We start from the raw sequence: 12,962 nt of genomic DNA, 5'->3' as shown, positions 1-12,962 counted from the left end.
GCTACTTCTCCTTCTTGGCCGCGGGGGCCTTCAGCTCGGGGCGGCCCGGCTGCTCGCCGCCGCGCTCCTGGATGTACGTTGCGGTGGGCACCATGACCTTGCGCCGGAAGATGCAGACGAGGTTGCCGTCCTGGTTGTAGCCCTTGGTCTCGACGTACACGACGCCGCGGTCCGTCTTGGACCGGGACGGCGTCTTGTCGAGCACCGTCGTCTCGCCGTAGAGCGTGTCGCCGTGGAAGGTCGGCGCCACGTGCTTGAGGGATTCCACCTCCAGATTGGCGATGGCCTTTCCTGAGACGTCCGGCACCGACATGCCGAGCAGCAGCGAGTAGATGTAATTGCCGACGACGACGTTCTTTCCGAAGTCGGTGGTCCGCTCCGCGTAGTTGCTGTCCATGTGCAGCGGGTGATGATTCATGGTGAGCAGGCAGAAGAGGTGGTCGTCGTATTCGGTGACGGTCTTTCCCGGCCAGTGCTTGTACACGTCGCCGACGGTGAACTCTTCGTAGGTACGGCCGAACTGCATGGTGCTCACGCCTCCGGGGCTTCGAACGTGGACGTACGGGTCAGACCGGCTGCCCGTCCCTTGCCTGCGACGACCAGCGCCATCTTGCGGCTGGCCTCGTCGATCATCTCGTCGCCGAGCATCGCCGAGCCCTTCGTGCCGCCGGCTTCCGACGTGCACCACTCGTAGGCGTCGAGGATCAGCTCGGCGTGGTCGTAGTCGTCCTGCGACGGCGAGAAGGCCTCGTTGGCGGCCTCCACCTGGCCGGGGTGCAGCACCCACTTGCCGTCGAAGCCGAGGGCCGCGGCCCGCCCGGCGACCTCGCGGTAGCCGTCGACGTTCTTGATCTGGAGGTAGGGGCCGTCGATCGCCTGGAGGCCGTGGGTACGGGCCGCCATCAGGATGCGCATCAGGATGTAGTGGTAGGCGTCCGCGCCGTAGCCGGGCGGCTGCTCGCCGACCACCAGGGTCTTCATGTTGATCGACGCCATGAAGTCGGCCGGGCCGAAGATGAGGGTCTCCAGGCGGGGCGAGGCGCCGGCGATGGCGTCGATGTTCACCAGGCCCTTGGCGTTCTCGATCTGCGCCTCGATGCCGATCCGGCCCACGTCGAGGCCCATGGTCTTCTCGATCTGCGTCAGCAGCAGGTCGAGCGCGATGACCTGGTGGGCGTCCTGGACCTTCGGCAGCATGAGGCAGTCGAGGTGGTGGCCCGCGCCCTCGACGACCGTGACGACGTCGCGGTAGGTCCACTGCGTGGTCCAGTCGTTGACCCGGACGACGCGGGTCTTGCCCGTCCAGTCGCCCTTGTTGAGCGCGTCCACGATGGTGTGCCGTGCGCCCTCCTTGGCGAGCGGAGCGCAGGCGTCCTCCAGGTCGAGGAAGACCTGGTCCGCCGGCAGGCCCTGGGCCTTCTCCAGGAAGCGCGGGTTGCTGCCGGGGACCGCGAGACAGGAGCGGCGCGGTCGCAACCGGCCGACAGCGGCAGTCATGCGGTGACCTCCAGGGGATCGAGCTTGTTCGCTGCGCGGATCTCGTCGACGATCCGGCCGATGATCTCCGTGATGCCGAAGTCCTTCGGGGTGAACACGGCGGCGACCCCGGCTTCCCGGAGCGCGGCTGCGTCGGCGGAGGGGATGATGCCGCCGACGATGACCGGCAGGTCGTCGACGCCGGTGCGGCGCAGCCGGTCCAGCACGTCGGGGACGAGTTCGGCGTGCGAACCGGACAGGATCGACAGGCCCACGCAGTGCACGTCCTCGGCGACGGCGGCCGAGACGATCTGCTCGGGGGTGAGCCTGATGCCCTGGTAGACCACCTCGAACCCGGCGTCCCTGGCCCGTACGGCGATCTGCTCGGCGCCGTTGCTGTGACCGTCGAGTCCCGGCTTGCCGACCAGCAGCCGCAGTTTGCCGCTGCCGAGGTCGGCGGCGGTCTTGGCGACCTTGTCGCGGACCCGGGCGAGCGGAGTGCCGGCCTCGGCGGTGACGGCGAGCGGCGCGCCGGATACCCCCGTCGGCGCCCGGAACTCGCCGAACACGTCGCGCAGCGCCCAGGCCCACTCGCCGGTCGTCACGCCGGCGCGGGCGCACTCCAGGGTGGCGGCGAAGAGGTTGCCGTCACCCGCAGCGGTCTTCTTCAGGGCGGACAGCGACTCCTGGGCGCGGGTCTCGTCGCGGTTGTCGCGCCACTCGTGCAACGCCCGCACCACGCGCGCCTCGTTGGCCGGGTCGACCGTCATGATCGCGGTGTCGAGGTCGGCGGTCAGCGGGTTCGGTTCGGTGCCCTCGAAGCAGTTGACGCCGACGATCTTCTCCTCGCCCGCCTCGATCCTGGCCCGCCGCTCGGCGTGCGAGGACACCAGCTGCGACTTGAGGTAGCCGGACTCGACGGCCGCCATCGCGCCGCCCATCTCCTGGATGCGGTCGATCTCGGCCAGGCACTCGTCGACCAGCGCGTCCACCTTGGCCTCGATGACGTGCGAGCCGGCGAAGATGTCCTCGTACTCCAGCAGGTCCGACTCGTGGGCCAGCACCTGCTGGATGCGCAGCGACCACTGCTGGTCCCAGGGCCTGGGCAGGCCCAGCGCCTCGTTCCAGGCGGGCAGTTGCACGGCACGCGCGCGGGCGTCCTTGGAGAGCGTCACGGCCAGCATCTCCAGCACGATGCGCTGGACGTTGTTCTCGGGCTGTGCCTCGGTCAGGCCGAGCGAGTTGACCTGGACGCCGTAGCGGAAGCGGCGCTGCTTGGCGTTCTCGATGCCGTAGCGCTCGCGGGTGACCTGGTCCCAGATGCGGGAGAACGCCCGCATCTTGCACATCTCCTCGACGAACCTGACGCCCGCGTTCACGAAGAACGAGATGCGGGCCACCACGTCGCCCTTGCGGTCGTCGGGGACCTGTCCTGACGCGAACACCGCGTCGAGCACGGCGATCGCGGTGGACATCGCGTACGAGATCTCCTGGACCGGAGTGGCCCCCGCCTCCTGGAGGTGGTAGCTGCAGATGTTGATCGGGTTCCACTTCGGGATGTGGTTGACCGTGTACGTGATCATGTCGGTGGTCAGCCGCAGCGAGGGTCCGGGCGGGAAGACGTGCGTCCCGCGCGAGAGGTATTCCTTGACGATGTCGTTCTGCGTCGTCCCCGACAGCTTGGTGATGTCGGCGCCCTGCTCCTCGGCCACCACCTGGTACATCGCCAGCAGCCACATGGCCGTCGCGTTGATGGTCATCGAGGTGTTCATCCGGTCCAGCGGGATGTCCTGGAACAGCCGCCGCATGTCACCGAGATGGGAGACCGGCACCCCGACCCGGCCGACCTCGCCGCGGGCGAGGACGTGATCGGGGTCGTAGCCGGTCTGCGTCGGCAGGTCGAACGCGACCGACAGGCCGGTCTGGCCCTTGGCGAGGTTGCGCCGGTACAGCTCGTTGGACGCCTCGGCCGTGGAGTGCCCGGCGTATGTCCGCATCAGCCACGGACGGTCCTTCTGACGCTCAGTCATATCTGACCCGTATCCTCGTGGTTCAGGTTCCCGGCGGGCTCAGGCGTCCCGGAACCGGTTGATGGCGTCGAGGTGCCGCTCACGCATCTCCTGGTCGCGCACGCCCATGCCCTCCTCGGGCGCCAGCGCCAGCACGCCGACCTTGCCCTGGTGGAGGTTGCGGTGCACGTCGTACGCCGCCTGCCCGGTCTCCTCCAGGGAGTACGTCTTCGACAGCGTCGGGTGGATCTTGCCCTTGGCGATCAGGCGGTTGGCCTCCCACGCCTCCCGGTAGTTGGCGAAGTGCGAGCCGACGATCCGCTTCAGCGACATCCACAGGTAGCGGTTGTCGTACTCGTGGGTGTAGCCGGAGGTCGAGGCGCAGGTGACGATGGTGCCGCCCTTGCGCGTGACGTACACGGAGGCGCCGAAGGTCTCGCGGCCCGGGTGCTCGAAGACGATGTCCACGTCCTCGCCGCCGGTCAGTTCGCGGATCCGCTTGCCGAAGCGCTTCCACTCGCGCGGGTCCTGGTTCTGCTCGTCCTTCCAGAACCGGTAGCCCTCGGCGTTGCGGTCGATGATCGCCTGGGCGCCCATCTTCCGGCAGATCTCCGCCTTCTGGTCGCTGGAGACCACACAGATCGGGTTGGCGCCGCCGGCCAGCGCGAACTGGGTGGCGTAGCTGCCGAGTCCGCCGCTCGCGCCCCAGATCAGCACGTTGTCGCCCTGCTTCATGCCGGCGCCGTTGCGGGAGACGAGCTGGCGGTAGGCGGTCGAGTTGACCAGTCCTGGCGCCGCCGCCTCCTCCCAGCTCAGGTGCTTCGGCTTGGGCATCAGCTGGTTGGACTTGACCAGGGCGATCTCGGCGAGTCCGCCGAAGTTGGTCTCGAAGCCCCAGATCCGCTGCTCGGGGTCGAGCATCGTGTCGTTGTGCCCGTCGGACGACTCCAGCTCGACGGAGAGGCAGTGCGCGACGACCTCGTCGCCAGGCCCCCAGGAGTTGACGCCGGGGCCGGTGCGCAGCACCACGCCGGCGAGGTCGGAGCCGATGACGTGGTACGGCAGGTCGTGCCGCTTGGTGAGCGGGGAGAGCTTGCCGTAGCGCTCCAGGAAGCCGAAGGTCGACATCGGCTCGAAGATCGACGTCCACACGGAGTTGTAGTTGACCGAGGAGGCCATGACGGCGACCAGCGCCTCGCCCGGCCCCAGTTCGGGCACCGCCACGTCGTCGACGTGCAGGGACTTGCGGGGGTCCTTGTCCTTGGTGGCGAGCCCGGCGAACATCTCGGCCTCGTCCTTGTGCACGGTGACCGCGCGGTAGGACTCGGGGAGCGGCAGGGCGGCGAAGTCGTCGCTGGTGCTGTCGGGCGCGAGGATCGCGTCCAGGATTTCGTTCATGGTGTGCCTCCGGCGAAGCTCGTCTTCGGGGAACGGCTTGAGGGAACGTCGGGGGTGGATCGGGGCGTGGTGCCGTCGGTTCGGCCGGGGTGGCTCCGTTTCCGTTGCCGCTGCGGGGTCGCGGCGGCGCGGGGCGCGGGGCCTGGCAGCGCGGGTGGGCGCGGGGGTTGCCTGTGACGCAGGCGTCCGGGCGGGCAGCCGCGCAGGGCTGCTGGGACAGCCGGCCCGCGAAAGGTGCCGCGCGCCGGTCGCCCGGACGGCTTCACGCTATGACACCGCGTGCCAGGCGACAAGACACTGAGTGCCATGACTTTCTCTCAATTGAAAGAAAGTCGTCACATCTGAGCGATGATCGTTCAAAGGAGGGTCCGGAGCGATGGATGATCGTTCATATCGCCCTGCCGGGGCGGGAGATGGGGTCGCCGGCGGGGCGGCGCGCACCGGAAAGACGGCGCCCCCGGGGCCGCGGTCGCGCGGCCTCCGGGGGCGTGGGTCGTCACGGGCGTCCTGGCGCCCGTCGTTCAGCGCTTCTTCAGCGCCCGCTCGATGGTGCGCATGATCTCGTCCAGCGGGGCGTCCGTACGGGCCACCGTCACCAGCACCTCGCCCTCGCGCGAGACGGTCGCGGGCGCCGCCTCCCCGGACGCCGCACGGCCCGCGCCGATCCCGGTGCCGAAGGTCTCCCTGACGATCTCGAAGGCGTGGTCGAGCTGGGTCTCGACGTCCCCCCGGGCACCGGCCCGCAGCCAGCGCCGCAGCACGTGGTTGTGCGCGGTGACCACCGCCGACGCGGCGACCTCGGCGAGCAGCGGATCGTCGTCGCCCTCGTGGTGCGCGCCCTCGTCGAAGTGGCCCAGGAGGTAGCGGGTGAACAGCCGCTCGTAACGGGCCACCGAGGCGATCTCGGCCTCCCGGAGCGTGGGCACCTCACGGGTGAGGTGGTACCGGGCCACGGACACGGCGGGTGACGCCGCGTACATCCGCATGACTTCCTTGATGCCGCGGCAGACCGTGTCGAGCGGGTTCTCGTGCGGCGGGGCGGCGTCCAGGACGGCCTCGGCGCGGACCAGGGTGTCGTCGTGGTCGGGGAAGATCGCCTCTTCCTTGGAGCGGAAGTGGCGGAAGAACGTGCGCCGGGCGACGCCGGCGGTGGCCGCGATCTCGTCGACCGTGGTCGCTTCGTAGCCCTTGGTCGCGAACAACTCCATAGCCGCAGCCGAGAGTTCGCGGCGCATTTTGAGCCGCTGGGCGGCTGCGCGGCGGGTACCGGGAGTGGCGGATTCCGGTGCGTCGGATGACTGCGGGCGAGCGGGCTGGGACATGTGGGGACGGTACTGCATATTCATCCGGCCTGTGGCATTCGGTGCCGCCCGCGGCCCCATGGCCTGGGGCGGGCTGCCGGAAGGCTCCAGCAGCCCGCCCCATCCGCCCCACCGGTCAGCGCCGGGCGTACTCACGGAAGCCGCGGCCGGTCTTGCGGCCGAGGCAGCCCGCCGCGACGAGGTGCTCCAGCAGCGGCGCGGGGGCGAGCCCCGGGTCGCGGAACTCGGCGTGCAGCACCTTCTCGATGGCCAGCGAGACGTCCAGGCCGACCACGTCGAGGAGTTCGAAGGGCCCCATCGGGTAGCCGCCGCCGAGCTTCATGGCGGCGTCGATGTCGTCCAGCGTCGCGTAGTGCTCCTGGACCATCTTGATCGCGTTGTTCAGGTACGGGAACAGCAGCGCGTTCACGATGAACCCGGCCCGGTCGCCGCAGTCCACCGGGTGCTTGCGGACCGCGGCGCAGACCTCCCGCACGGTGGCGTGCACGTCGTCGGCGGTCAGCACCGTCCGCACCACCTCCACCAGCTTCATGGCGGGCGCGGGGTTGAAGAAGTGCATCCCGATGACGTCCTGCGGCCGGGAGGTGGCGCGGGCACAGGCGACGACCGGCAGCGACGAGGTGGTGGTGGCCAGCACGGCGCCGGGCTTGCAGACCTTGTCCAGGGCCGCGAACAGCTCCTGCTTGACCGCCAGGTCCTCGGCCACCGCCTCGACGGCCAGATCGACGTCGGCGAACGCGTCCAGGGAACCGGCCGTGGTGATCGTGGCCAGCGCGGCGTCGCGCGCTTCGGCGGTCAGCCTGCCCTTGTCCACCGAGCGGCCCAGCGACTTCGCGATCCCGGCCTTCGCCCGCTCCGCCTTCTCGGCGCTGCGGCCGGCCAGCACCACCTCGTAGCCCGCCTTCGCGAAGACCTCGGCGATGCCGCCCGCCATCGTCCCCGAACCGGCGACACCGACGCGGCGCACCGGACGGCCCGCGCCGCCCGCGCCCGACCCGTCGGGGCTCTGCGGGTCCGGCACGACCGTGGCGCTGCCCGGCGCCTCGTACGTGTAGAAGCCGCGGCCCGCCTTGCGGCCGGTCAGCCCGGCCTCGGCGAGTTGGCCGAGTACCGGCGCCGGGGCGTGCAGCCGGTCGTGGGACTGCGCGTACATCGCCTCCAGGACCGTGCGCGCGGTGTCCACGCCGATCAGGTCGAGCAGCGCCAGCGGCCCCATCGGCAGCCCGCAGCCGAGCCGCATCGCCGCGTCGATGTCCTCACGGGTGGCGTACTTGGACTCGTACATCGCCGCGGCCTGGTTGAGGTAGCCGAAGAGCAGGCCGTCGGCGACGAAGCCGGGGCGGTCGCCGACCGCGATCGGGTCCTTGCCCAGGTCGCGGGCGAGCGCGGTGACCGCAGTGACGGCGGTCGGCGCGGTCAGCACCGACGAGACCACCTCGACCAGTTTCATGGCGGGCGCCGGGTTGAAGAAGTGCACGCCGAGCACCCGCTCGGGGCGCAGCGAATCGGCCGCGAGCCGGGTCACCGACAGGGCGTTGGTGCCGGTCGCCAGGATCGTGTCGGGGCGCACGATGCCGTCCAGCGCCGTGAAGACCCGCCGCTTCAGCTCGTAGTCCTCGGGCACCACCTCGATGACGAGGTCGGCGTCCGCCGCCGCCTCAAGGCCGGAGAAGGTACGGAAACGGGACAGGACGGCCTGCCGCTCCCGCTCGGTGATCCGCTCGCGCCGCACGGCGCGGGCGGTGGCGGCGCCGAGGGCTTCGACGGCGGCACGGGCCGCCGCGTCATCGGTGTCGATGCCGATGACCTCGCGCCCCGCGCGGGTGAGCACTTCGGCGATCTGGGTGCCCATGGTGCCGAGGCCGACGACGGCCACGGTGGCGAGGGACGGGGATGCGGCGTCGGAAGAGTGGTCTGAGGTGGACTGACGGTCCATCGCGAGACTCCAGAGGGTGTTCCCCTGCGACAGGGGAGAGGTGACGACTGGGGTGTGTCCGCGCGGCGGCGCACGGCGGCCGGTCCGCGGCGGGCGCCACGGGAGGCCGGAGCACTGCGGGCAGCGCTGCGCGGGGAAGGAGAGGCGGCGGGCCCTGTCCCGGGGCCGTGCCGTGTTCTCCGTACAGGTGTCGTGCTGGGTGTACCGAACCGACTTCACGCTGTGGCGGCTGCGTCACCAGGCCGCCCGGAGCAGGGGTGCTGCTCGTTCCAGCAGGTTAACCGGTGGGTAACCGAAGGTCCAGGGGTAGTGCGGGGCATGAAGGCGTGGTGCGGGCCACATCACGCGAACCGGGGGGCAGGCGGGAGGGTATGCGTCATATGGAAGAGGAATTCCACGAGTTGACCGACCGGGTGCGGACCGAACTCCGCTCCCCACAGGATCTGTTGGCGTACGAACGGCTGCTCGGGCTGGCCCGTAAGGGAAGCCCGGCGGGGCGCGAGGAACTGGCCGGACTGCTGGTCGCCGTCGAACGCCCGCTGTGGACCCGCGAGATCGCCGCCTTCGTCCTCGGCTGCGCCGGGGACAAGCGGGCCTTCGAGACGCTGGTGCTGCTGCTGAACTACCGCGATCCGGTGCGCTGCGCCACCGCCGCCTACGCCCTGGCCAGGCTCGGCGACCCGCGCACCGCCCGCGCCGCCGCCGCGCTCGCCACCAACCCGCTGCGCACCGCCTACGCGCTGCACCCCGTACGGCTGCTCGCCGAGCTGCGCGCCCCGCAGTCGGTCCCGGCGCTGATCGCCACCCTGGAGCGGCTGCTGACCCCGTACAACCCGTACTGGCGGGTCGCGCTCGCCTGCGTCGAAGGGCTCGGCGCCCTGGGCGACCGCCGCGCGGTGCCCGCCCTGAGCGCCGCCGCGGCCCATCCCCGGCTGGCCGCGGCAGCCGCCGCCTCGCTGGCCCGGCTCGGGGTCCACGAGGGGGGCGGCTGACGGCGCGGCGGCGGGTGGCCGCGGAACCCACGGGCCCGCCCTACGGCGCCGCCACCACCGGCCTGCGGTACCGCAGTTCGGGGACGCGCACGCCGCCCGCATCGGACGCCTCCTCGGCGCCGTCCGGTGTGAATCCGGCCCGTTCGTAGAACCGGCGGGCACGTGCGTTGCCGCGCACCACCCACAGGCAGAGCAGGCCGAAGCCGGCGGCCCGCGCCCGTTCCTCCGCCGCCGCCAGGAGTGTGCGCCCGGCACCCGTGCCGATCAGGGCGGGCGCGACGTAGAGGGCCAGCAGCTCACCGGCGTCGGGCGCCCCGCCGCCGGGCGCGGCCAGATCGGGATCGCGCGCGGGTCCGACGGCGGCCCAGCCGATGACCTGCCCGGCGCGTTCCGCGACCAGTTCGGACACCCCGGGCGGCCGGCGCCGGAAGCGCGCCCGGTGCCGCTCGGCGTCCTCCGCCGCGCTCATCGAGTCCAGATACGTCTGCGGCATCAGACCGGCGTACGCCGCCCGCCACCCGCACACCCGCAGGACGGCGACCGCGTCGATATCGGCTTCGGCCAACTCGCGTACGCACTGCGGCGCCCGCTCCCGTGCTGCGTCCATGTGCGGCAGGCTAGGGGGCGGGCGGAGATACGGCACGTGGTTTGTCGACGGGGCGGGGCGGAGCGGCTGCCGGACACACTCCACGTGGCCCGCGTGCCCGCCGTACGGACCGGACAGGGCGCAGGCCGGGGAAGAGTCCCGCCGGTTCCGGTGGGGTTTGCCGAGATGAAGGTGGATACATGGCGGCGTCGTTGAAGCGGTCGGTTCCCGACGTCTGGCTGCTGGTGCGCAGCCGTCCGGCCGTGCCGTTGGCATCGACACGTGTGCTGGCCGACGCGCTCGCGGCGGCGTACGGCTCCCGCTTCGCCGTCCGGCACACGGACGAGCTGCTCATCGGCGTCCAGGACGGGCGGCTGATCCTGCGCACACCGGCCGGCGATGACCTGCCCGCCCCGAAGGTCATCTGCGTACGACAGGTACCCGGCTCGACGCGCCACGACCACGAAGTGACGCTCCTGCGCCACCTGGAACGCATGGGCAGCACGCTCATCAACTCGCAGGAATCGCATGCCACTTGCCGGAACAAGTTCTGGCAGCTGCAAGAACTGGCCGTGGCCGGCTTACCGGTCCCCGCGTCGCTCTCCTACGCCACCACGCCGTTGGACCGTGTCGTCCGCACCCCCGGTCTCGACGTGCCCTGCGTGGTCAAGTCCGTCAACGGTTTCGGGGGCACGGACGTGTTCCTCGCGCCGGACCTCCCCACGCTGCGGGGGACGGCTGACGGTGCCGCCCACGACGTGCCCCTGCTCTTCCAGCAGTACGTGGCCTCCTCCCACGGGCGCGACCTGCGCGTCGTCATCGTGGACGGTGAACCCGTCGCCGCCGCGGTACGCACTTCTCGCGACGGCGCCCTCGCCTCGAACGTCACCAGAGGCGGCTCCGCCGGCCTCTGCGCCGGCCGCTACCCGGAGGCCGAAGCCCTCGCGGTCCTGGCCGCGCGGGCGCTGGGCCTCACCATCGCCGGCGTCGACCTCCTCTTCACCGCCACCGGCGCCCACACCATCTGCGAGGTCAACGCGGTCCCGGGCTGGCGCCCGCAGATGACGGCGGTCGTCCCCGCCATCATCGACTGCATCGACCGCCGGCTGCACGACGGCCCGGACGACGGGAGCCCGGACCTGTCTCCCTGAGCTTCGCGGGCCCGCCCTGCCCGCTCAAGGTCCGCCGGTCGCCGAAGATGTCGGAGACCGAGCATTCCTGCCGGCTTCACCGTGCTCGTGCATCGCCATCACCGGCCGGACATCGGCGCCGAGTACTTCGAGTTCGCCAACCAGGGCAACGCCTCTATCGACACCGTGCTGTTCGGCCGGGCGGGGTACGCGCACATGGCCGCGTTCCGGCAACGTCCTGCTGACCTACCGCCCGGCCTGCATCACACCGGACACCCGAGGAGCGAGATCACCGACCAGCCGGGCGTGCAGCTCCACGTCGTGGCGCACGCCGTCATGGACGAGTTTCCGGTGGTGCTCCCAGGTGTCGTGGTGGGTCAGGTTCGGGACGGTGGGCCGGCTGCTGGAACCTTGTGTCACCCGGTCTGCGTCGAAGCGGGTGTCGAGGCGGGGTAGGGCGGTGTTTTCGCGCCGTAGATCCAGCTCTTGATGTAGGCGCTGAAGTCTCGTCCGGAGACTTCGTTGGCGACGTTGATGTAGTCCTGGGTCGAGGCGGTCTTGTTGCGGAAACGCTCGAAGAAGGTCTTCTCGATCTTCTGGAACGTCGCGTCGCCGACCTGGAGGTCGAGGCCGTGGAGCATGAGGACGCCAGGCGCGTTGGTAGCGCCAAGGACCTCACCGGGGTCCTTGAGCCGACCGGGCGGCCCGGCCACCGGGCGCTTCTCCTGGTCGAACTCGTAGGTGCGGTCCATGCTCTCCTTCAGCGGGGTGTCCTTCGTTTCGTCCATGTAGCGCAACGTGTAGTAGGAGGCGTGACCTTCGCTGATCCACATGTCGTCCCAACTCTTGAGCGAGACGGCGTTGCCGAAGTACTGGTGGACCAGCTCATGGACCATGGTCGGCGCATCGTTCGGTCCGCCCAGCGCCATGGTCGGCCGTGTCGCTGTTTCCAGGGCTGCTCCCGGGTAGTCCCCCTCGGGAACCAGGACACCGTAGGTCTCGTAGGGGTAGGCACTGCCGATCTTTTTCTGTACCCAGGCGATCTGCTTGCCGATCTGGTCCACGTACGGCCTGGCCTTGTCGATCTTTTCCGCGGGCACGTAGCTGCGCAGCGGGAGACCGCCGGGGCCGGTTGCGGAGATCTTCTTGTAATGGCCGACCGCCACTTGGACGACCTCGGTGGGGATCGGGTCGCGCGTGCCGTACACGTACGTGGTGCGGTCCCCCTTCGTGGTGGTCCGGCGCAGCGTGCCGTTCGCCACCGCCGTCAGGTTCTTGGGAACGGTGATACGGAAGGTGACACGTGCTTTGTCGCTGGGATGGTCGTTCATCGGGAAGAACAGGTGGGCCCGGTCGGGCTGGCCCAGCACCGCGAACCCCTTGCCCTTGTCCGAGGAGTCCCACCAGCCGGAGAGGGGGTGGTGCGACGGCTGCGGTTCGGACGAGGGCGGGGTGGCCGGGGACAGGAGCGTGGAGCGTGTCCGGTCCGAGGTGGCCGGGGACGGGGTGGCCGGGGACGGGGGCTGAGCTGAACGGTCGGCGGTGTAAGCGACCTCGACGCGGAACGTCTGCCCGTTCGGCAGGGCGTGTGCGGGGGTGATGATGAGTTTCTCGCCCTTGCTGCGGAAGGCGGCCGCCTTGCCGTCGACCGTGACCGAGGTGAACGTCATCCCGGCCGCGTCCAGGCTGAACTCGGAAAGATCCTGCGTGGCCACCGCGTCCACCCGCACGGACGACGCCATCTTCGTGGTGTCCGGCCGGTAGTCGTATGCCACGTCGTAGGACCGCACGTGGTAGCCGCCATTGCCGACATAGGAGAACAGCCGGTCGCCTATGCTCCGCGCACCGGGCTTCGCCGTGTCCTCCGTGGCCGCGGCGCTCCCCGCGCCGGTTACCGTCACCACGACGGCCAAAGCCGCTGCGGCAGCGGTGAACGAGCAGAGGCCGACCCGGCACACTCCCGTGCGAGGGGTTGTACGTTTACGTGTTCCGACGTGCATGAGCGTCTTCCTTCGTGGTGAGAGTGATCGCGAAATGCGACTGGACTGTGGTCGCCCGTGGCACCGAGCGCCTCGTCGGAGACGGGTGAAGCGGGCGGGATGAAGGGGCGTGG

The 12,962-nt window shown here is 70.5% G+C and carries 11 protein-coding genes; 3 read left to right on the top strand and 8 right to left on the bottom strand.

Annotation, left to right across the window (positions count from 1 at the left end; genetic code table 11):
- Position 1 precedes the first annotated feature (1 nt).
- The 6 genes from ACIBK8_RS18570 to ACIBK8_RS18545 all read right to left on the bottom strand — a co-directional run bounded on the left by ACIBK8_RS18570 (position 2) and on the right by ACIBK8_RS18545 (position 8,141).
- On the bottom strand, positions 2–526 hold the full coding sequence (locus ACIBK8_RS18570; protein WP_399043015.1) for a MaoC family dehydratase: 525 nt from the start codon (positions 524–526) through the stop codon (positions 2–4).
- 5 nt (positions 527–531) lie between these two features.
- The gene (locus ACIBK8_RS18565; protein ID WP_399042928.1) at positions 532–1,497 is read right to left on the bottom strand and encodes an HpcH/HpaI aldolase/citrate lyase family protein; all 966 of its coding nucleotides are present in this window, start codon (positions 1,495–1,497) and stop codon (positions 532–534) included.
- Positions 1,494–3,506 carry a protein meaA gene (locus tag ACIBK8_RS18560; RefSeq protein WP_399042927.1) on the bottom strand — a complete coding sequence of 671 codons (2,013 nt, stop codon included), beginning with the start codon at positions 3,504–3,506 and terminating at the stop codon, positions 1,494–1,496. Before ACIBK8_RS18560 ends, ACIBK8_RS18565 begins: the two co-directional genes overlap by 4 nt.
- A gap of 39 nt (positions 3,507–3,545) precedes the next feature.
- Complete coding sequence (gene ccrA, locus ACIBK8_RS18555) at positions 3,546–4,883, bottom strand: crotonyl-CoA carboxylase/reductase (RefSeq protein ID WP_399042926.1); 1,338 nt, start codon at positions 4,881–4,883, stop codon at positions 3,546–3,548.
- Between the two features lie 521 nt (positions 4,884–5,404).
- Positions 5,405–6,205: a TetR family transcriptional regulator gene (locus ACIBK8_RS18550; RefSeq protein ID WP_399042925.1), complete on the bottom strand. Its 801-nt coding sequence runs from the start codon at positions 6,203–6,205 to the stop codon at positions 5,405–5,407.
- 115 nt (positions 6,206–6,320) lie between these two features.
- The gene (locus ACIBK8_RS18545) at positions 6,321–8,141 is read right to left on the bottom strand and encodes a 3-hydroxyacyl-CoA dehydrogenase family protein (protein ID WP_399042924.1); all 1,821 of its coding nucleotides are present in this window, start codon (positions 8,139–8,141) and stop codon (positions 6,321–6,323) included.
- A gap of 380 nt (positions 8,142–8,521) precedes the next feature.
- Here ACIBK8_RS18545 and ACIBK8_RS18540 point away from each other — a divergent pair, with 380 nt between their 5' ends.
- On the top strand, positions 8,522–9,133 hold the full coding sequence (locus tag ACIBK8_RS18540; RefSeq protein WP_227047577.1) for a HEAT repeat domain-containing protein: 612 nt from the start codon (positions 8,522–8,524) through the stop codon (positions 9,131–9,133).
- 40 nt (positions 9,134–9,173) lie between these two features.
- On the opposite strand, the gene ACIBK8_RS18535 is transcribed toward ACIBK8_RS18540, so the two are convergent.
- Positions 9,174–9,740: a GNAT family N-acetyltransferase gene (locus ACIBK8_RS18535; protein WP_399042923.1), complete on the bottom strand. Its 567-nt coding sequence runs from the start codon at positions 9,738–9,740 to the stop codon at positions 9,174–9,176.
- A gap of 179 nt (positions 9,741–9,919) precedes the next feature.
- Between ACIBK8_RS18535 and ACIBK8_RS18530 the strand changes: the two genes are divergently transcribed.
- Positions 9,920–10,870, top strand: a complete 951-nt coding sequence (locus ACIBK8_RS18530) for a RimK family alpha-L-glutamate ligase (RefSeq protein WP_399042922.1) — start codon at positions 9,920–9,922, stop codon at positions 10,868–10,870.
- Between the two features lie 87 nt (positions 10,871–10,957).
- Complete coding sequence (locus ACIBK8_RS18525) at positions 10,958–11,305, top strand: hypothetical protein (protein WP_399042921.1); 348 nt, start codon at positions 10,958–10,960, stop codon at positions 11,303–11,305.
- On the opposite strand, the gene ACIBK8_RS18520 is transcribed toward ACIBK8_RS18525, so the two are convergent.
- The gene (locus ACIBK8_RS18520; RefSeq protein WP_399042920.1) at positions 11,266–12,753 is read right to left on the bottom strand and encodes a M1 family metallopeptidase; all 1,488 of its coding nucleotides are present in this window, start codon (positions 12,751–12,753) and stop codon (positions 11,266–11,268) included. The two genes, ACIBK8_RS18525 and ACIBK8_RS18520, sit on opposite strands and share 40 nt — an antisense overlap.
- Between the last annotated feature and the right edge of the window lie 209 nt (positions 12,754–12,962).

The sequence above is a fragment of the Streptomyces sp. NPDC050161 genome (assembly GCF_044460025.1).
GTDB lineage: Bacteria > Actinomycetota > Actinomycetes > Streptomycetales > Streptomycetaceae > Streptomyces.
This window is presented reverse-complemented; position numbering and strand designations above follow the sequence as displayed.

Excerpts from the sequence above, each read along its gene's own strand:
- ACIBK8_RS18560 (WP_399042927.1), bottom strand. The coding sequence starts at position 3,506 with ATGACTGAGCGTCAGAAGGACCGTCCGTGGCTGATGCGGACATACGCC.
- ACIBK8_RS18550 (WP_399042925.1), bottom strand. The coding sequence starts at position 6,205 with ATGTCCCAGCCCGCTCGCCCGCAGTCATCCGACGCACCGGAATCCGCC.
- ACIBK8_RS18565 (WP_399042928.1), bottom strand. The coding sequence starts at position 1,497 with ATGACTGCCGCTGTCGGCCGGTTGCGACCGCGCCGCTCCTGTCTCGCG.
- ACIBK8_RS18545 (WP_399042924.1), bottom strand. The coding sequence starts at position 8,141 with ATGGACCGTCAGTCCACCTCAGACCACTCTTCCGACGCCGCATCCCCG.
- ACIBK8_RS18570 (WP_399043015.1), bottom strand. The coding sequence starts at position 526 with ATGCAGTTCGGCCGTACCTACGAAGAGTTCACCGTCGGCGACGTGTAC.
- ACIBK8_RS18535 (WP_399042923.1), bottom strand. The coding sequence starts at position 9,740 with ATGGACGCAGCACGGGAGCGGGCGCCGCAGTGCGTACGCGAGTTGGCC.
- ACIBK8_RS18530 (WP_399042922.1), top strand. The coding sequence starts at position 9,920 with ATGGCGGCGTCGTTGAAGCGGTCGGTTCCCGACGTCTGGCTGCTGGTG.
- ACIBK8_RS18540 (WP_227047577.1), top strand. The coding sequence starts at position 8,522 with ATGGAAGAGGAATTCCACGAGTTGACCGACCGGGTGCGGACCGAACTC.
- ccrA (WP_399042926.1), bottom strand. The coding sequence starts at position 4,883 with ATGAACGAAATCCTGGACGCGATCCTCGCGCCCGACAGCACCAGCGAC.